This is a genomic window from Nocardioides rotundus, from assembly GCF_019931675.1.
Classification (GTDB): Bacteria; Actinomycetota; Actinomycetes; order Propionibacteriales; family Nocardioidaceae; genus Nocardioides; species Nocardioides rotundus.
This window is the reverse complement of record NZ_CP082922.1, coordinates 3,833,484-3,851,315: the sequence shown is the minus strand read 5'-3', so window position 1 is coordinate 3,851,315 and position 17,832 is coordinate 3,833,484. Positions and strand designations below refer to the sequence as shown.

The 17,832-nt window shown below is 68.3% G+C and carries 19 protein-coding genes; 3 read left to right on the top strand and 16 right to left on the bottom strand.

What is annotated here, in order from left to right:
• Position 1: 1 nt before the first annotated feature.
• From K8W59_RS18945 to K8W59_RS18900, 10 genes are all read right to left on the bottom strand, one after another.
• A complete protein-coding gene (locus tag K8W59_RS18945; protein WP_223396545.1) occupies positions 2-538 on the bottom strand; it encodes a WD40/YVTN/BNR-like repeat-containing protein in 537 nt (178 codons plus the stop codon).
• A 3-nt stretch (positions 539-541) separates the two neighbouring features.
• Entirely contained in the window at positions 542-811 is a 270-nt protein-coding gene (locus K8W59_RS18940) for a hypothetical protein (protein WP_223396544.1), read from the bottom strand.
• A 221-nt stretch (positions 812-1,032) separates the two neighbouring features.
• On the bottom strand, positions 1,033-1,650 hold the full coding sequence (locus K8W59_RS18935; protein ID WP_223396543.1) for a DUF305 domain-containing protein: 618 nt from the start codon (positions 1,648-1,650) through the stop codon (positions 1,033-1,035).
• Positions 1,651-1,770: 120 nt separating this feature from the next.
• The gene (locus K8W59_RS18930; protein WP_223399949.1) at positions 1,771-2,289 is read right to left on the bottom strand and encodes a DUF6153 family protein; all 519 of its coding nucleotides are present in this window, start codon (positions 2,287-2,289) and stop codon (positions 1,771-1,773) included.
• Positions 2,290-2,380: 91 nt separating this feature from the next.
• Positions 2,381-2,710 carry a YHS domain-containing protein gene (locus K8W59_RS18925; protein WP_223396542.1) on the bottom strand — a complete coding sequence of 110 codons (330 nt, stop codon included), beginning with the start codon at positions 2,708-2,710 and terminating at the stop codon, positions 2,381-2,383.
• Between the two features lie 20 nt (positions 2,711-2,730).
• Positions 2,731-3,633, bottom strand: a complete 903-nt coding sequence (locus tag K8W59_RS18920) for a metal ABC transporter permease (protein WP_397195930.1) — start codon at positions 3,631-3,633, stop codon at positions 2,731-2,733.
• A 2-nt stretch (positions 3,634-3,635) separates the two neighbouring features.
• On the bottom strand, positions 3,636-4,418 hold the full coding sequence (locus tag K8W59_RS18915) for a metal ABC transporter ATP-binding protein (RefSeq protein ID WP_317846333.1): 783 nt from the start codon (positions 4,416-4,418) through the stop codon (positions 3,636-3,638).
• Positions 4,419-4,480: 62 nt separating this feature from the next.
• On the bottom strand, positions 4,481-5,395 hold the full coding sequence (locus K8W59_RS18910) for a metal ABC transporter solute-binding protein, Zn/Mn family (RefSeq protein WP_223396540.1): 915 nt from the start codon (positions 5,393-5,395) through the stop codon (positions 4,481-4,483).
• A 360-nt stretch (positions 5,396-5,755) separates the two neighbouring features.
• Positions 5,756-6,070: a metal-sensitive transcriptional regulator gene (locus K8W59_RS18905; protein ID WP_223396539.1), complete on the bottom strand. Its 315-nt coding sequence runs from the start codon at positions 6,068-6,070 to the stop codon at positions 5,756-5,758.
• A 49-nt stretch (positions 6,071-6,119) separates the two neighbouring features.
• The gene (locus K8W59_RS18900; RefSeq protein ID WP_263283265.1) at positions 6,120-8,102 is read right to left on the bottom strand and encodes a heavy metal translocating P-type ATPase; all 1,983 of its coding nucleotides are present in this window, start codon (positions 8,100-8,102) and stop codon (positions 6,120-6,122) included.
• Between the two features lie 12 nt (positions 8,103-8,114).
• On the opposite strand from K8W59_RS18900, the gene K8W59_RS18895 reads away from it, so the two are divergent.
• Positions 8,115-8,516, top strand: coding sequence for a hypothetical protein (locus tag K8W59_RS18895; protein ID WP_223396537.1), 402 nt, complete (start codon positions 8,115-8,117; stop codon positions 8,514-8,516).
• Between the two features lie 75 nt (positions 8,517-8,591).
• Here K8W59_RS18895 and K8W59_RS18890 read toward each other — a convergent pair whose 3' ends face one another.
• The 6 genes from K8W59_RS18890 to K8W59_RS18865 all read right to left on the bottom strand — a co-directional run bounded on the left by K8W59_RS18890 (position 8,592) and on the right by K8W59_RS18865 (position 15,582).
• Positions 8,592-8,864, bottom strand: coding sequence for a YHS domain-containing protein (locus K8W59_RS18890; RefSeq protein WP_223396536.1), 273 nt, complete (start codon positions 8,862-8,864; stop codon positions 8,592-8,594).
• Positions 8,865-8,901: 37 nt separating this feature from the next.
• Entirely contained in the window at positions 8,902-11,226 is a 2,325-nt protein-coding gene (locus K8W59_RS18885) for a heavy metal translocating P-type ATPase (protein ID WP_223396535.1), read from the bottom strand.
• The gene (locus tag K8W59_RS18880) at positions 11,216-12,271 is read right to left on the bottom strand and encodes a heavy-metal-associated domain-containing protein (protein WP_223396534.1); all 1,056 of its coding nucleotides are present in this window, start codon (positions 12,269-12,271) and stop codon (positions 11,216-11,218) included. Before K8W59_RS18880 ends, K8W59_RS18885 begins: the two co-directional genes overlap by 11 nt.
• Before the next feature lies 1 nt (position 12,272).
• Positions 12,273-12,482 (bottom strand): heavy-metal-associated domain-containing protein, encoded by a 210-nt coding sequence (locus tag K8W59_RS18875; protein ID WP_223396533.1) that lies wholly within the window; start codon positions 12,480-12,482, stop codon positions 12,273-12,275.
• A gap of 62 nt (positions 12,483-12,544) precedes the next feature.
• The gene (locus K8W59_RS18870; protein WP_223396532.1) at positions 12,545-14,104 is read right to left on the bottom strand and encodes an MFS transporter; all 1,560 of its coding nucleotides are present in this window, start codon (positions 14,102-14,104) and stop codon (positions 12,545-12,547) included.
• Positions 14,105-14,265: 161 nt separating this feature from the next.
• Positions 14,266-15,582 carry an MFS transporter gene (locus K8W59_RS18865; RefSeq protein WP_223396531.1) on the bottom strand — a complete coding sequence of 439 codons (1,317 nt, stop codon included), beginning with the start codon at positions 15,580-15,582 and terminating at the stop codon, positions 14,266-14,268.
• Between the two features lie 114 nt (positions 15,583-15,696).
• Here K8W59_RS18865 and K8W59_RS18860 point away from each other — a divergent pair, with 114 nt between their 5' ends.
• Entirely contained in the window at positions 15,697-16,314 is a 618-nt protein-coding gene (locus K8W59_RS18860) for a TetR/AcrR family transcriptional regulator (RefSeq protein ID WP_223396530.1), read from the top strand.
• A complete protein-coding gene (locus K8W59_RS18855) occupies positions 16,311-17,477 on the top strand; it encodes an FAD-dependent oxidoreductase (protein ID WP_223396529.1) in 1,167 nt (388 codons plus the stop codon). Before K8W59_RS18860 ends, K8W59_RS18855 begins: the two co-directional genes overlap by 4 nt.
• The last annotated feature ends 355 nt before the right edge of the window (positions 17,478-17,832 follow it).

Sequence of the window (17,832 nt, the reverse complement as noted above, 5' to 3'; positions counted from 1 at the left end):
CCTACAAGGCGGGCAGGATGGTGGTGGCCTGGTCGCCGTCGAGGGCGACGATGCCGCGGTCGTCCACGACGTAGACGACCCCGGACGGGGCAAGACCGAGGGCAGCGACGGTGCCTTCCGCGGTACCGATCGGTGTCCAGGCGGCTTGGCCGCTGCGCCGCCAGAGCTGCCCATCGGTATCGACACCGACCAGCTCGTCTCCGGCCGCATCGAGCAGGTACAGCGTGGGTGCATCAGCGATCAGTGCGAAGGTGGCCGCGTTGTCCTGGCTGGCGAACAGCCCGCTTTGGGTGGCCGCATAGATCACGCCGTCTGCGGTGACCGCAAGATCAGCGGCGGTCACCTCGCTGCCAGCCGTCCAGGTGCTGCCGGAGTCGCCGCTGATCTGTACCGCGGGACTGCTCGACCCGATCCCGTACACCTGCCCATCGGGACCGGCGGTCAGGACGTGGAAGTCCTCCTCGCCCGTGAACGCGACCGGTTCCCAGCTCTGCCCGCCGTCTTCGCTGCGGATGATGCCGAGATTCGGTGACCCCAACTCCTACGGAGTGTCCAGGCCGGGATGCCCGGAGGCGATCAGCATGCCGTCGGTGACGGTCAGGCCCATCACGTCGAAGTCGTAGCCACCCAACGGACCTTCCACAGCGCCTTCGGCATCGACGCGGTACAGACCGGTGTGCGTGCCGACCAGGATCGTGGCATCGGCCTCGGGCACCACCGCATGGATGTGCCCGAACTCGACCGGCGCCTGCGCCGAGGAGGACGGTGCGGACGAGGCGCCGCAGCCAGCCAGCACCGTGACAGCGGCCACCCCGGCGAGCGCGGCGAGCGCGCGGCGAGGCGAGGAACGAAGACGAGAGAACATCAAAGGGGGGCCTTTCGAGAGAGGAGGACGACTACCAGAGGCGGCCGGTGTGTCGGCAGAAGGAACCGGCCGCGAAACGGGGAGACCGGTGTCAAGAGCAGCGGCAGGACGGTGGGAGCCCGCACCATGGGTGGTCGGGCTCCCACGCCCGCACCTGCCGAGGACGGCTAGAGGCTGTCCAGAATCTCTTGCATCGTGGTGACCTCGGCGCTCTGGCCGTCGATGACCTGCTGCGCCAGTTCCAGCGCATCCGGGTTCTGTCCGTTGGACAGCTCGGTCTCGGCCATCATGATCGCGCCGTTGTGGTGCTCGATCATGCCCTGCAGGAACAGCCGAGTCGCCTCGACACCGGTCGCAGACTCCAACGCGGCCATGTCTTCCTCGGACATCATGCCGTCGCCGTGGTCCATGCCGTCCATGCCGCCCATGGATGGGTCGGGTGAGGGCAGACCCCACTCCTGTAGCCAGCCCTGCATGGTGTCGATCTCGGGCCCCTGGGCGTCCTTGATCTGCTGAGCCAGTGTCACCACCCGCTCATCGATCCCGTCCTTGCCGAGGATCAGATCGGCCATCTCGATGGCCTGCTGGTGGTGCGGGATCATCATCGTCACGAACATCTCGTCCGCGGCGTTGAAGTCCGCGCTGGCCTCCGACGAGGAGGGGCTGGAGCTTGACGAGCCGTGATCCATCCCGGACATGCCGGGGTCGTTGTTCTGCCCGCAACCGGCGAGCACCAGAGTCGTGATGAGCGCGGTCGAAGCCAGCGCAAGCATGCGCATACGCATGATGAAGTTGTCCTTTCGTCAGTCGAATGAAGAGTCGCGGTCCATCCCCAACCCCGGACCGGGGCAGGACAGACAGGCATCACCCGGAACCTGTCGGCCCGTGGGACGCCGCAGCGCAACTCAGGTGCGACTGATCGAGAGAACGATGAGAGAAGGAGGTCGCGGGCGTGGCAGCACCGCGCCCAGCAGCGGCAGCGCCCGAACAGCAAGCAGCTGCGTCAGCCACCCGCGACTCAGCAGCCCGGGGGCGATCAGGAAGGTCAGGCCGATCAGGAGCGCGATCACGCACCCCATCATCAGCATCGAATGGCTCGGCGACGGTTCCCCGCACCCATCACCGCAGTCCGTCTCACCGGCTGCGGCAGCATCACTCATGCTGGCGCCGGCCATCTCATCCGCCATAGCGGCCGAGGCGGTGCCGTCCGGCATCGCCTCGGCGGCGTGGTCGGTCTCGATCGTGAGGGCCGGGGACGTATGCCCGTGGGGGCCGGACATGCTGAGGGCGTGCATCGCGAGGAGTCCGGCGATCACCATCATCAGCAGGCCGAACACGAGCAGGCCACGACGACGAGGCGACCCGCCGGTCATCAGCGAGCGCAAAGCACCCATCGCCGTCCTCCCTTCGACCTCCGAGTCCATCAGCTTCACGGCATGCACGATCGTTACTCACAACGGTAGAGCATTGCGCCACGAAGCCACCTGTGCGCTCGTGGCAGCGACGCTCAACCGGTCAGGCGGCGTGCGCGTATCGCGCCGGGTCTGCGTCCCACAACGGGCCGCACCCGGCGCAACAGAACCAGTACCGCTTGCCCTCATAGTCCCGGTACAGGCCCTGCTGCTCAGCCTGCTCCGGGTCCACCAGATTGTTCGGCATCACCGGACACTGCACCAAGTTCTCCGCGTCCGGTGCCGGGTGATGGTGATGAGCGTGAGATTGCGCCTCATGCCCGCCGTGGCTCTCGTGATGATGCTGCCCCGACATGCTCCACGTCCTCTCCAGCAATACCGCTTGCCTGTCATCCCGCACTGGCACCCCATTGGCGTCCGCACGCTCGACCATCATGATACCCTAGAGGGGTATCACCGTGCCACTGTGGCCGATGCAGCACTCGGCGTGCTCCCGCGCTCGTGGCGGCGCGCCCGGCTCGCGCTGATGATCCAGCAGCCGAGGTAGATGAGGAAGGAGAGGGTGGTGATGTAGGGGCTGATCGGGATGGCGCTGCCGAGGGCGAGGAGGATGCCGCCGACGCTGGCGGTGACGGCGAAGAGGACGCTGAGCAGCGGCACCACCACCGGTGAGGAGGAGACACGGAGGGCTGCGGCGGCGGGGGTGACCAGCAGGGACAGGACCAGGAGGGCGCCGACGATCTGGACGGCGACGGCGACGGTCATGCCCAGCAGCAGCATGAACAGGATGGACAGGGCGCGGGTGGGCACGCCGCGGCCGGCGGCGACGGCCGGGTCGACACTGGCGAACAGCAGCGGCCGCCAGATCACGAGGAGCCCTGCGCACACGAGGGTGCAGATCAGGATGAGCGCGCCGATCTGCGGGTTATCGATGGCGACGATCTGCCCGGTGAGCAGCCCGAACTTGTTCGCGGACCGGCCGGAGTACAGGGCGAGGCAGAGGATGCCCAGGCCCAGACCGAACGGCATCAGCACGGCGGTGATGGAGTTGCGGTCGCGGGCGCGGGAGCCGAGGGCGCCGATCAGCAGCGCGGCGATGATCGACCCGATGAGGGACCCGGCGACCACCCCCACGCCGAGCAGGAGCCCGGCGGCGGCGCCGGCGAAGGAGAGCTCGCTGATGCCGTGCACGGCGAAAGGCATGTCGCGGGCCATCACGAACACACCGATCAGACCGCCGGTGATGCCCAGCACGAGACCGGCGAGGATGCTGTTGTGCAGCAGGGCGAGGAGTTCACCGTAGTTGGTGAAGGTGAAGATCTGGTTCCACCAGTCGGCGAGGTCGGACAGCTGCACGGTTATACCTCGGGCTCGGTGGTGTGGTGGGGGTGGTCGGGGACACCGGCGACGAGGATGCGGTCCCGGCTGCGGATCACCTCGACCGGTGACCCGTACAGCTCGGTGAGTACCTCGGTGCGCAGCACCTGGTCCGGGGTGCCGATCCGGAACCGACCGCCGGCGAGGTAGAGGACCCGGTCCACGGCGCCCAGCAGCGGGTTGATGTCGTGGGTGACGAACAGCACCCCGCGTGCGGCGTCGCGGCGGGCCTGGTCGACGAGGTCGCAGATCAGCCGCTGATGGGCCAGATCCAACGACAGCAGCGGCTCGTCGCACAGCAGCAGGGCCGGGTTCCCGGCGAGTGCCTGCGCAACCCGGAGGCGTTGCTGCTCCCCACCGGAGAGCCGGCTGATCGGGGCGTGGGCGGTGGATTCGGCGTGCACCGAGGCGACCAGGTCGGCGACCGCGGTGCGGCGGGCACGGCGGGGCAGCGGGATGCCCCACCGGTGCCCGTCCACACCGAGCCCGATCAGGTCTTGTCCGCGCAGCGGGGTCGCCTCATCGAACAGCTTCTGCTGCGGCACATACCCGATACGGCGGTTCCCGCCCCGCACCGGCTGCCCGAGGAACTCCACCGTGCCTGCGCGCAACGGCAGCTGCCCGAGGATCACCTTCAACAGGCTCGACTTCCCGGACCCGTTCGCGCCCAGCACCGCGACCAGCTCGCCCGCCCGCACGTCCAGGTCCAGCCCGTCCCACAGCGTACGGTCCCCGAACCCCAGGCATGCGCCCCGCAGGCTCAGTACGACCTCCCCCGGCAGCAGGGATGATCGCTTCGCGCTGGCAGGTGGGTTGTCTCGGCCGGTCACGAACCGAGCGCGGTCGCGATAGCGTCCAGGTTGCCTGACATCCAGGACACGTAGGTGTCGCCGTCCGGCAACGTCTCGGTCACCGGGACCACCGCAATATCGTTCTCGTTCGCGGCTTCCAGTATCTGCTCGGTCTGCGGGCCGGTGGTCTGCTCGTTGTACGCCAGCAGCTCCACCTCGCCGCCGGTGAACAGTTCCAGTGTCTCCAGCAGCACGCTCGGCGGCACATCTGAGCCCTCCTCGATGGCCTCACTGAACGCGTCGGGGGTCTTGTTGACCAACCCGACTGCCTCCAACAGGTACAGCGGCACCGGCTCGCTGATCGCCACGCCCGCCCCCGCGTACTGGGCGTTGAGGTCCGCCTCGCGTTGGATCAGCTCCTCGATATCAGCCTGCAACGCATCCGCATTGTCGGCGAAGGTCTCGGCGTGGTCGGGGTCCAGCCTCGCGAACGCCGACTCGATCTCGTCGATCACCAGCAGCATGGTCGGGAAGTCGTACCAGACGTGCTCGTTCAGCTCTTCGCCGTCCTCGGCGGTCTTGCCGGAGATGTCCACCGCGTCCAGCACCGTGGCCGAGTCGTTGCCGGCCGAGTCCAGCATGGTGTCCACGAAGTCGTCGTAGCCGCCACCGTTCTCGATCACCACCTGAGCGTTGGACAGAGCCAGTTGGTTCTGCGCGCTGGCCTCGTACTCATGCGGGTCCTTGTTCGGGTCGTCGATGATCGACGTCACCTCCACTGCGTCCCCACCGATCGTGGCTGCCAGATCGCCATACACCGTGGTTGAGGCCACTACCGTGATCGTGTCCGCACTCGGGGGTCCAGCCGTATCCGGAGCGGCGGTGCAGCCAGCCAGGGCCACACCCGCGGCGATCAGCAGGACCGGGGCGAGAGCAGTGGTGCGATTCATCGGGACGACCTCTTTCAGAACAAGCAACCGACAAACTCGGCCACATCAGAAATGATAATCGTTCTCGATTGTACCGTGGTTGTCGTGTGTGCCTGACACCTCCGCCTGCGAGTCCCGGCGCGAGGAGAAGGTAGCCCGCGGGCGGCAAGAGTCCGGCGGGTGATCCGAGCCAGACCAGTTACGAGCCGTGGCTGCCCATCGTGCTCGGGCCACGGCCAGTCATCGGTCGTCGGTAGTCCTGACGAATCGGACTGTGACGGCCCATCGCATCGCCTGGCAGCAGCGCCGGGCAGACAACCGAACTTCCTCGAGTCCGGCCAGGGTTCTGAGGTGTCGCAGCGAAGTGAGCATCCGCGCCGGCTAGGACTTGACGAGGCGGGCGATGGCGTCGGAGGCTTCCTTGATCTTCATCTCGGCGTTCCCATCGTGGATGGCGGCTGCGACGCAATGCTTGAGGTGGTCGTCGAGCAAGCCGAGGGCGACGTTCTGTAGTGCTGCGGTGACGGCGCTGATCTGGGTGAGGATGTCGATGCAGTAGGTGTCCTCGTCGATCATTCGGTGGATGCCGCGCGCTTGGCCCTCGATGCGCTTGAGACGGGCGAGGTAGCGATCCTTGTCGCTGATGTAGCCGTGGCTGGAGGTTGGTTCTGAGGGTGCTTGGGGTGCCGTTGCCATCGTCGGATCCCTTCTTGTCGCTTCGATGATGGTTGTCTTGCGTGTCTGATCATGGCTGCGATGAGTGGTCGAGGAACTTGGCGGTGCTGGCCTGCGGGGTGAGGTCGAGGCGGCGCAGGAGCTGGGCGTTGAGCGCGACGACGACGGTGGAGGCGGACATGAGGATCGCGCCGACGCTCATCGGCAGGACGAACCCGATGGGGGCGAGCACACCGGCGGCGAGCGGGACGGAGATGAGGTTGTAGCCGGCTGCCCACCACAGGTTCTGCTTCATCTTGCGGTAGCTGGCGCGGGACAGGTCGATGACCGAGAGGACCGAGCGGGGGTCGGAGGAGGCGAGGATGACGCCGGCGGACCCGATCGCGACGTCGGTGCCGGCACCGATCGCGATGCCCACATCGGCTTGTGCGAGGGCGGGGGCGTCGTTGACGCCGTCGCCGACCATGGCGACCTTGCGGCCCTCGGCTTGCAGCTCGGCGACCTTGGCGGCCTTGTCCTCGGGGCGCACACCGGCGAAGACGCGGTCGATGCCCAGGTCCTTGGCGACGGTGTCGGCGACGGCTTGCGCGTCGCCGGTGATCATGACCACCTGCGCTCCCGCGGCGTGCAGCGCGGTCACGGCGTCGCGCGATTCGGGCCGGATCTCATCGGCCAGCCGGAGTGCGCCGATGACTTGTCGGTCGGCGAGAACGTGCAGGATGATCGCGCCTTCGCTGCGCCAGGTGTCGGCGATCGCGAGTTCACTCACGCTGTGCTGGTCGAGCAGGTAGGGGCCACCGACCTCGACGACGGTGCCGTCGACGGTCGCTGTGACTCCGACAGCCGGTGAGGAGGAGAAGTCGGTGGCTTTCGGCACGGACAGGTTCCGGGTTCGGGCGGCGCCGACGATGGCCCGCGCCAGCGGGTGCTCGCTGTCGGCCTCGGCTGCGGCGGCCAGGGCCAGTACCTGGTTCTCGTCGTGGTCCCCGACGGGCTCGATGCCGGTGACGGTGGGTTCGCCCTTGGTCAGGGTGCCGGTCTTGTCGAACAGCACGGCATCGACGGTGCGCATCGACTCCAGCGCGAGGCGGTCCTTGATGAGGACCCCGCCGCGGGCGGCACGTTCGGTAGCGATCGAGACCACCAGGGGGATGGCCAGGCCAAGAGCGTGGGGGCAGGCGATCACCAGCACGGTGATGGTGCGGATCACGGCATCATCGGGCAGGCCGACGAGCGACCAGACCACGGCGGTGATCGCGGCCGCGCCCAGCGCGAACCAGAACAGCCACCCGGCCGCGGTGTCGGCGATCCGCTGCGCGCGGGAGGAGGAGGCTTGCGCGTCGGCGACGAGCTTCTGGATGCCAGCCAACGCGGTGTCGTCGCCGGTCGCGGTGACCTCGATCCGCAGCCCGGAGTCGGTGGCCACGGTCCCGGCGACGACCTGGGCGCCCTTGTCGCGGCGGACGGTCTTGGACTCGCCGGTGACCATCGACTCGTCCATCGACGCCGATCCGTCGACGATCCGCCCATCGGCGGGCACCGCAGAGCCTGGGCGGACGATCACGATGTCACCGACGGCCAGATCGGCCGGGGCGACCTTCACGATGTCGTCGCCGACCACCTTCTCGGCCTCGTCGGGCAGCAGGGCTGCCAGGGAGTCCAGCGCGGAGGTCGTCTGTGCCAGGGAGCGCATTTCGATCCAGTGCCCGGCAAGCATGATCACGACCAGCAGCGCCAGTTCCCACCAGAAGTTCAGCTCGTGGCTGAGCAGCCCGCTGCTGGCCCCCCAGGACGCGACGAACGCCACGGTGATCGCCAGCCCGATCAGCAGCATCATGCCGGGCTTGCGGGCGCGGATCTCGGAGATGGCGCCGGTGAGGAACGGCCAGCCGCCCCACAGGTAGATCACCGTGCCCAGCAGCGGTGAGATCCAGGGCACCCATGCGGCGTCGGGGAGCCGGTAGCCGATGACCTGGGCGAACATCTCGTTGAGTCCCACGACCGGGACCGCCAGGACCAGCATGATCCAGAACAGCCGCCGGAACCGCGCCACATGATCGGCCCCGTGTCCGGCATGCCCGCTGTGCCCCATGTGACCGGCATGCCCCATGTGACCGGCATGATCGTCAGGGCTGGAGTGGTTGGCGTGGCCGGAGTGGTTGGCGTGCTGATCGTCTCCCGGGCGAGCTGTAGGGGTGCTGTGCTCGACGTGCGCGGCGTGGCCGTCGTGGTCGCTGTGGCTGCTGGCCTGATGGTGCTCGCTGTGTCTGTCGTGACGGGTGGGGTCGTGGTGACCCGCGTGATTCATCGTGCCGTGTCCCGCATGCCCGGCATGGCCGGCGTGCTCTTGGGGTTCGTGGTCTGGGTGCGTGTTCATGTCGGGTTTGTCTTCCTGGCACGGTGGTGGCTGTTCGTCGCGGGCTGTTCGCCTTCGGGGATGTGTGCCGATGCTGTGGGTGGGCGGTGATGCTCCGCGCTCGGTCGTTCAAGTGGTTCGCCGAGCGCGGAGCGTCACTTCCGTTCGCCGCGGGGCTATGTGGGGTTATGCGGCGTTGGTGTAGCGGTCGGGGTCGGCGTCGAAGAGTGGGCCGCAGGCGGCGCAGCAGAACCAGTACCGCTGGCCGTTGTGGTCGCGGTACAGGCCCGCTGCTTCTGCTTCGGCCTTGACCACGGGGGTTCCGGCCATCACCGGGCACTCGGCCATGTCGGCGGCCGGGGTCTGGGCGGCAGTTTGGGCGCTGGGCTTGTGGCCGCAGCAGCCGCCTGCAGAGGCGGTGCTGGTGTCGGTCAGGTTCAGCTGGTTGTGTGCGGTCATCGGGTGTTCCTTCCGGTTGGGTTGATGACGGGGGTGGTCAGGCGTTGACTGGCTCGCGGGCCGGTGTCGGGCCGGCGGACGCCGGTTCGGTGCTGGTGTCGGCGCGTGCGGTGAAGCTGCGCAGGCGCAGGCTGTTGGACACCACGAATGCGCTGGACAGGGCCATGGCGGCTCCGGCGAGCATGGGGTTGAGCAGCCCGAACGCGGCCAGTGGGATCGCGGCGGTGTTGTAGGCGAAGGCCCAGAACAGGTTCGTCTTGATCGTGCGCAGGGTGCGCCGGGCGAGACGGATCGCGTCGGCTGCTGCGCGCAGGTCACCGCGGACCAGGGTGATGTCGGCGGCCTCGATCGCGACGTCGGTGCCGGTGCCCATCGCCAGTCCCAGGTCGGCCTGGGCGAGGGCGGGGGCGTCGTTGACGCCGTCGCCCACCATCGCCACGACCTTGCCCTCGGCTTGGAGGCGGGCGACGACGTCGACCTTGTCCTTGGGCAGGACTTCGGCGATCACCTGCTCGATGCCGACCTCGGCGGCGACCTGCTCGGCGACGGTCTGGTTGTCGCCGGTGAGTAGCACCGGGGTCAGTCCGAGTTCCTTGAACTGGGCGATCGCCTGCGCGCTGGTCGGTTTGATCTGGTCGGAGACCACGAGCACGCCCCTCGCCTGGCCGTCCCAGCCGACCGCGATCGCGGTCTTGCCCTCGGCTTCTGCGGCGCGCTTGGCTGCCGCGAGGTCGGCGTCGAGGTGCTGGGACCATTCGGCCAGCAGGGTCTCGCGGCCGGCGAGCACGGCGTGCCCGTCGATGACGCCCTGGACGCCCTTGCCTTCGATGTTCTCGAACGATTCCGGGGTCGGCAGGTCGCCGACCTCGGCGGTCGCGCCGGCGGCGATGGCCTGGGCGATCGGGTGCTCGGAGGCGTCTTCCAGGCCACCAGCCAGCCGCAGCAGCTCAGCCCGGTCCTGCCCATCGGCGACGATGACGTCGGTGAGGGTCATCTTCCCGGTGGTGACGGTGCCGGTCTTGTCCAGCACGATGGTGTCGACCTTGCGGGTGGATTCGAGGGTTTCGGGGCCCTTGATGAGCACACCCATCTGCGCACCGCGTCCGGTGCCGACCAGCAGCGCGGTCGGCGTGGCCAGCCCCAACGCGCACGGGCAGGCGATGATGAGCACCGCGACTGCGGCGGTGAACCCGGCGCTGAGGGGGAACCCGGCGCCGATCCACGCGCCCAGGGTGGCGACGGCGATCGCGATCGCGATCGGCACGAACACCCCGGAGACCCGGTCGGCGAGCCGCTGGATCTCGGCCTTGCCGGACTGGGCGTCCTCGACGAGCTTGGCCATCTGCGCCAGCTGGGTGTCCGACCCGACCCGGGTGGCCTTGACGACCAGGCGACCGCCGGCGTTGACCGTCGCTCCGGTCACCGGGTCGCCGGTGCCGACCTCGACCGGCACGGACTCGCCGGTGAGCATGGAGGCATCGATCGCCGAGCTGCCGGAGGTGATGAGGCCGTCGGTGGCGATCTTCTCACCCGGCCGGACCACGAACTCGTCCCCGACCGCCAGCTCATCGATCGGTATGCGCTTCTCCTTGCCGTCGCGCAGGACCGAGACTTCCTTGGCGCCGAGCTCCAGCAGGGCACGCAGCGCGGCTCCGGCGCGGCGCTTGGACCGCTTCTCGAAGTAGCGGCCGAGCAGGATGAAGGTGATCACCCCGGCGGCGACCTCGAGGTAGATGTTGCTGAGCCCATCGGATCGGGAGATCGTCAGCTCGAACGGGTGCACCATGCCGGGCTGTCCCGCGGTGCCGAAGAACAGCGCGACGATCGACCACAGCAACGCCGCGGTGGTGCCCACCGAGATCAGCGTGTCCATCGTCGCCGTCCCGTGCTTGAGGTTCATCCATGCGGCCCGGTGGAAGGGCCAGCCCGCCCACACCACCACCGGCGCGGCGAGCACGAGTGAGGCAAAACCCCAGTAGTCGAACTGCAGGGCGGGGATCATCGCCATCGCGATCACCGGAACGGCCAGGATCGCCGCCCCGATCAGCCGCTGCCGCAGGCTGCGCAGCTCGGCATCCTCAGCCGACTCACCCTCACCCTCCTCGCCCGCGGTGCCGCTGTTCTTGGCAGCGGCGGGAAGCGTGGCGGTGTAGCCGGTCTTCTCGACCTCGGCGATCAGCGCGGCCGCGTCCAGGTCGGTACCGGTGATGCTGGCCTTCTCGGTCGCGTAGTTCACGCTCGCGCTCACACCGTCGAGCTTGTTCAGCTTCTTCTCGATGCGGTTCGCGCACGAGGCGCAGGTCATCCCGCCGATCTGCAACTCGATGCCCGCGACACCGCTAGCGGTCTGCTCAGTGGTCATGGTCGGCTCCTTCCTCTGATTCGCCCGCCGCACCCGAACCCGAGTCCGAGTCCGAGCCCGACCCGGAGTCTGAGCCCTGGTCGGTCGCGCCGCTCTCGCCGCTCGTTGCGGTCGTGTCGATGACCAGCGGGGCCGTGTGCACCTGCCCGTCGACCTGGAAGTCGAGGTAGAGCAGATACCGGCCAGGCGTGGGTGCGGTGGCCTCGAACACGATCTCCGGCCCCGACGTCTCGCCTGCGGCCGGGGCGTCCCCGTGGGGGTGGACGTGCAGATACGCCAGATCGCCGTCGCGGAGCGCGACCAAGTGCCCGAACGCGCCCAGGTACGGCTCCAGGATGGTGACCGGCTCCCCGTCACGGGACACGGTCAGGGTCAGCGTCGAGGCCGACCCGGCGATCAAGTCACCCTCCACGCTCACCTCGAACCCATCGACCGTGGTCGCGGCCGCCGGCTCCACGGGAACCGGGGCGTAGTCCCCGGCCACCTGCACCGAGGTCGACAAGGTGACCCCCTCCACCCCGTCCGCCGCGTCTGCGGGAATGAAGTCTGCGAAGACCCGGTAGCTGCCGGCCGCCTCCCACTGCCACGGGATCGACCAGGTGCCCTCGGCATCCATCTGAGGGTGGACGTGGGCGAAGTGCTGGCCGTCGGCGCGCACCACGATCAGGTGCAGCTGCTTGTCGTGCTCCACCTCGAAGCCGGTGACCGCGTTGCCGTCCGGGCCGGTCACCGTCAACGACAGCTCTCCTCCCGTGCCGGTCTCGGCCGGGGCACTGACCGCGGTGAGGCGGTACCCGTCCTGGGCCAGGCCGAGCCCGGCCGCCGCATCGTCGGAGGCGGTGCCGGCGCCTGCGTCGTGGCCTTCGTGTCCGCTGGTGGTGTCCATGTCGTCGGTGTCCTCCCCGGTCATGCTGTGTTGGTCGCCTTCTTCTGCCCATGCCTGCACGGTCGCCTCCGGGACGACCGCGCCCGCCGTGGCGAATGCCACGGCGAACACGGCCACCAGTCCCGCGCCATACAGGCCCAGCCGCGCAGGTGCCCTCATGTCAGCTCCTGACGGCGGCGTAGCCCGCCTCGTCGACCGCCGCGATCACCGCAGCATCGTCGACCGGCTGCTCGGCCGTCACGACCAGCCGCCCCGTCGCCACGCTGACCTCGACTCCGGTCACGCCCGGCACCTGCGACACCTCGCCGCGCACGGACGTCTCGCAGTGCCCGCAGGTCATCCCGGTCACCTGATACTCGGTCGTAGCCATCTCATCCAACTCCTTCACTCGTGTACAGATTCATCTAACCCTATACCCCTATGGTGTATTCCTCAACTGGTGATCGACTCGTCTGCGGCCTGCTGCGCCTCACCGGTGGGGCGGATGTGACGCAGCCGGGTCGCGGCGATCAGCGCGGCGATCGCGGCGATGACGGCGGAGACGATCGCGGCGGTGTTCAGCCCGCTCGTGAACGCCTGCTGCGCCGCCGTCACCAGCTGCCCGCCGAGCGCGCCGGGAAGCTCAGCCGCCGCGGTGAGAGCGCCGTCGATGCTGCGGGACGCGGCCGTCGTGGCGTCGGCGGGCAGGCCGCCGGGCAGCAGCTCGGTGATCTGGCTGCGGTAGGTGGCGATGCCGATGCTGCCGATCACCGCGATACCCAGCGAGATGCCCAGGTCGTTCGCCGTGGTCGCCAACCCCGAGGCGCCGCCGGCTTTCTCCGGGGGGACGGAGCCGACCACCAGGTCGGTGGTCAACGCCATCGCCGGCGCGACGCCGGGGTAGGTGAGCACGAAGCTGCCGATCACCAGGGCCAGGCCGGTGCCCGGGTCGAGCTGGGTGAACAGGATGTAGCCGATCACCTGGGTGAGCAGCCCGATCGCGATCACGTTGCCGGGCCGGAACCGGCGGGCGAACACCGGGGAGAGCGTGGAGACCACGATCAGCACCGCCGCGGCGGGCAGGATCGCGAACCCGGCCTCCAGCGGGGACAGGCCCTGCACCTGCTGCAGGTACTGGGTGAACAGCGAGTAGATCCCGCCCAGGGCGGCCGCGGCGAGCAGGAACACCGCCAGCGCGCCGGAGACGGTGCGGTTGGCGAACAGCCGCACATCCAGCAGCGGCCGTTCCGCGCGCAGCTGACGGATCACGAACCACAGCCCGATCAGCACACCCGCCGCGATCAGCCCGATCGAGGGGCCGGCCGGTTCTTGCGCGGCGAACCGCTTGATCGCGTAGATGATCGCGAGCAGGCCGGCGACCAGCAGCAGGGCGCTGAACAGGTCGATCCGTGCGGTCGTGTCGCGGTGTTCGGGCAGCAGCAGCGGAGCGCCGATCGCGACCAGCGCCATGATCGGCACCGCGACCAGGAACGTGGCCTGCCAGCCGAACACCTCCAGCAGCAGGCCGCTCAGCAGCGGGCCCAGGGCGACACCGGCGGAGATGCCGCCGGCCCACACCCCGATCGCGACGCCGCGCTGGCGGGCGTCGGCGAACAGCACGAAGATCAGCCCCAGCGTGGAGGGGACCATCATCGCCGCGCCCAGGCCGAGCAGGGCCCGCCAGGCGATCATCAGCGACGGGTCGGTGGTGAGCGACGCGACCACGGAGATCACGGCGAACACGATCGCGCCGATCACCATCAGCAGCCGCTTGCCGACCCGGTCTCCGAGCACGCCCATCGCGACCAGGAACCCGGCCATCACGAACCCGTAGATGTCCAGGATCCACAACAACTGGGTGCCCGTCGGGTTCAGATCCTGCGCCATGCTCGGCGCCGCCACGAACAAGATCGTCAACATCATGAACAGCAGCGTCGACGGGGTCACCAGCACCGCCAGCCCCCACCACTGCTTCGCGCCCGCCCGGGGCGCAGGAGTGCTCACGCCGCTCATGACGCACCCCCTGTGATCGTCTGTGTCGTCTTCATGGCCGTGCCGCTCCTCTCGTTCTCCTCCGCCCCACAGTTGGGACGGAACCAACCGAACTCCATCATCGGTGTACGGGTTGTAACAGTCACACTATCTCATACATTCTGATACGACTTAGTCCTTGGCTAGACGGGTCGCACGGACGAGCACTGGCAGGCGGCGAGGGTGCCCTCGGCAGCTTCGGCCTCGTTGCTGCGGGAGAGTTCGCCGGCGCTGGCTTCGACCCGGGAGTAGCTCGTCTCCCGCACCGAGGGATTCCGACGCCACACTGCGGTGGCGGTCGCCATGCCTGCTGCGGCGAGCGCGGCGAGGGTGATCCAGGCCGGTGTCAGGCCGGCGCTGGTGCCCATCCAGCCGGCAATCGGGTAGGTGATCAGCCACGCCAGGTGCGAGAGTGAGAACTGTGCTGCGAACGCGGCGGGAAGCTCGGGTGGGCGGACGGAGGATCGGATCACCCGCCCAGTCGGTGTGACGATCAGGGCCATGCCTGCGCCGATGACAAACCAGATGGGTGCGGTGACAGCCCACGATGCGATGCCGGTGCTCGCCATCGCGACCGCGGCGATGACCCCGGCGAGCAGGACCGCGGCGCCGGCCATCATCACGGCTCGGTCGCTGGTCCGATCGAGCACGCGGGGCAGGAGTAATGCGACGAGAAGCGTGCCGCCGCCGGATGCGGCGAGCATCCAGCCGACACCGGCCTGGGTGCCGCCGAGTTCGTCGCGAACGTAGTTGACCGTGTTGACGACCACGATTGACCCCGCGGCGGCGACCACGACGTTTAGCGCCATGACTCCGCGCAACTGTGGGGTGCGGACGAATCTCGCGATACCAGACGCCACCCGATCCCAGGCACGAGTGTTCCCGCTGGTCTGGGCATTTGGGATGCGTGTCGAGAGCACCAGGAGCGCGGATACGACGAATCCGATTGAGGTGCCGAGGAACAGCCAACCGAACGTGATGAAGCTCAGTGCCACGGCCGCAAGTACCGGACTGAGCAGGCTCTCCATCGTGTAGGCAACCTGCGATGCCGATAGCGCGCGTGTGTAGTTCGACTCCTCGGTCACGATATCGGGGATGACCGCTTGGAACGTTGGCGTGAACGCCGCCGACGCGGCTTGCAGCACGCCGATCAGGACATAGATGTGCCATACCTCGGTCACGAACGGCAGAGCCAGCACGACGACTGCTCGGATCGCGTCGAGCAGGGTCAGGAACATCCGGCGCGGCAGACGGTCGGCATAAGCGCCCACGATTGGCGCTACCACCACGTACATGGCCATCTTGATCGTCAACGCCGTGGCAAGGACAGCACCAGCGTTCGGGCCGGCCAGGTCATAGGCGAGCAGCCCCAACGCGACGGTCGCCAGCCCGGTGCCGAACAGCGCGATCACCTGGGCGCTGAACAGGTGACGGTAGTCACGGATCGCGAACAGGCGCATGCCACTCCTCTCGTGGTCGCAGGGCTACTGCATGCCATACTCAAGCATCGATGTACGGGTTGTAACAGGCTACACTATCTCATACATTCTGATACGACTTTGTGAGGTGTGAGCGTGACGACGACGAACAAGAAGGCCGCGGCGACCGGGACTCGGGCGGCCAATCAGCGGGCCGACGCGCAGCGCAACCGGGCCAGGATGCTCGCCGCCACCGTCACCGCGATCCAGAAGAACCCCGATGCCTCGGTCGCCGACATCGCCGCCGAGGCCGGCATGGGCCGGATGACGCTCTACGGGCACTTTCAGACTCGGGCCGAGCTGATCGAAGCCGCCCTGATGGACAGCCTGGAACGCGCCGAAGACGTGCTCAGCCAGGTGCCCTTGGACGGCGACGCGCGTGACGCGTTTCAGCGTCTGGTCGCGTCCAGCTGGATGTTCGTCGACCAGTCCCGCGCCTTGCTCGCCACCGCCCAGAAAGAGCTCTCCGCCGCCCGCATCCGCGAGCTGCACGAGAAGGCCGAAGCCCGCATGCGCGGCCTGCTGCTGCGTGGACAACGCGAGGGCGCCTTCCGTAGCGATCTCCCGGTGACCTGGCTGCTCACCACCACCCATGTCGTTCTCAACGGCGCCGCCGAAGAAGTCCGCACCGGCAGACTCGACCCCGACGACGCACCCTGGTTCATCGAGGCGATCCTGATCCCCGCCTTCACCGCCGAGCCTGCAACCCGATGACCGCGCCCGCGATCGCAATCATTGGCGGCGGCGCTGCCGGCAGCTCCGCGGCGAAGAGGCTGCGTGCCTGCAGCGCCGACTTGGACGTAACGCTGTTCACGCGCACGGGACAGGAAGGCTTCAACCGAACTCTGGTGAACAAAGGGGTGGCTATCGGGCTGCTCACTCCGGAACAAACCGCCCTGCCCGACCCCGGCTTCCCCGCGACCGCGGATACTGTGCGCGGGATCAACCCGCGTACCCGCCAAGTTCACCTCGACTCCGGCAGCACCAGAACCTTCGACGCGCTGATCATCACCACCGGCAGCCGACCACGCCAGCTCGACGAGACGATCATCGGACGCGACCAAGCCATCCGCGAGGGGAGGCTCAGAACCCTGCACTCTCTCGCCGATGCCGTCCACGTCCGAGATTCACTCGTCGCCAGCAGCGACCCGGCGCGAGTGCTCATGCTCGGCGGCGGGTTGGTCGCCGCAGAGACCGCGTCTCTGCTCGCCGACGCCGGGCATCACGTCTCCCTCATCGCCCGCGCACCGGCACCTGGAGCCAGTGCCATCGGTGAGCACGTCGCGAGTCGACTCCTCGAACTCCAGCGACTCCACCTCACCACCTACACCGGCCGCACCGTCAGCGCAATCCGCACGCACTCCGATGGCATCACCATCGTCCTGGATGACGACACCCGCGTCGACGGCGATCTCGCCATCGTGGCGCACGGGACCATCCCGGCCGCGCCCGCCCCCTGGAACGGCCACCACGGCATCCCCGTCGACAGCCACCTCCGCGCGCTGCACGCCCCGGAGCAGCGCATCTATGCCGCTGGCGGGGTCGCATTGCATCACTATCCCGGCACCAGTTCCTACCGCATCGACCACTGGGACGACTCCGTTGCCCAAGGAACCCACGCCGCGACCACCCTCCTCCACGACCTCGGGCTGAAAACCGATCCCGGCACCTACCTGCCGTCCACGACCTTCTCCGCACGCGTCCACGGCCACACCATCACCGGCGCAGGCCACCCCGCTCTAGGCGCCAACACCAGCATCGTCTCCACCGATCCGCTCCTTGTCAGCCACAGCATCGGTGACACCCCCGTCGCATTCACCGGAATCGACGCCGGACGCCTCATCCACGACCACCTACCCCGCCTGCATGCACGGTAGCGATCAGAGGAGCAGGAGCGGATGCTGGTGCCAGGGACGCCTTGAGAGCAGTCGCCTGCCGAAATGGAGTATGCGGCGATAGGCGAGCCCTTGACCCGGTCCACCGTCCCGTCGACGGACTCCTGCCTCACCGTCGATGGGGACAACCGCGCACCGCTGGGTTCGGCTGCATCGACGAAGCACCTTGCCCGCCCCGCGAGAACAGTCGATTTCGAGCGTTGGCACGAACTCATACACGCATGCTTGGGTTTCTGGTACCGTAAGTCATACAGAACTGCTCGACTATCGAGGTTGCTCTCATGTATCACAACACGTCCGGTCCCGGACCCGAACGAGCCGACGCCACCCTCAACTC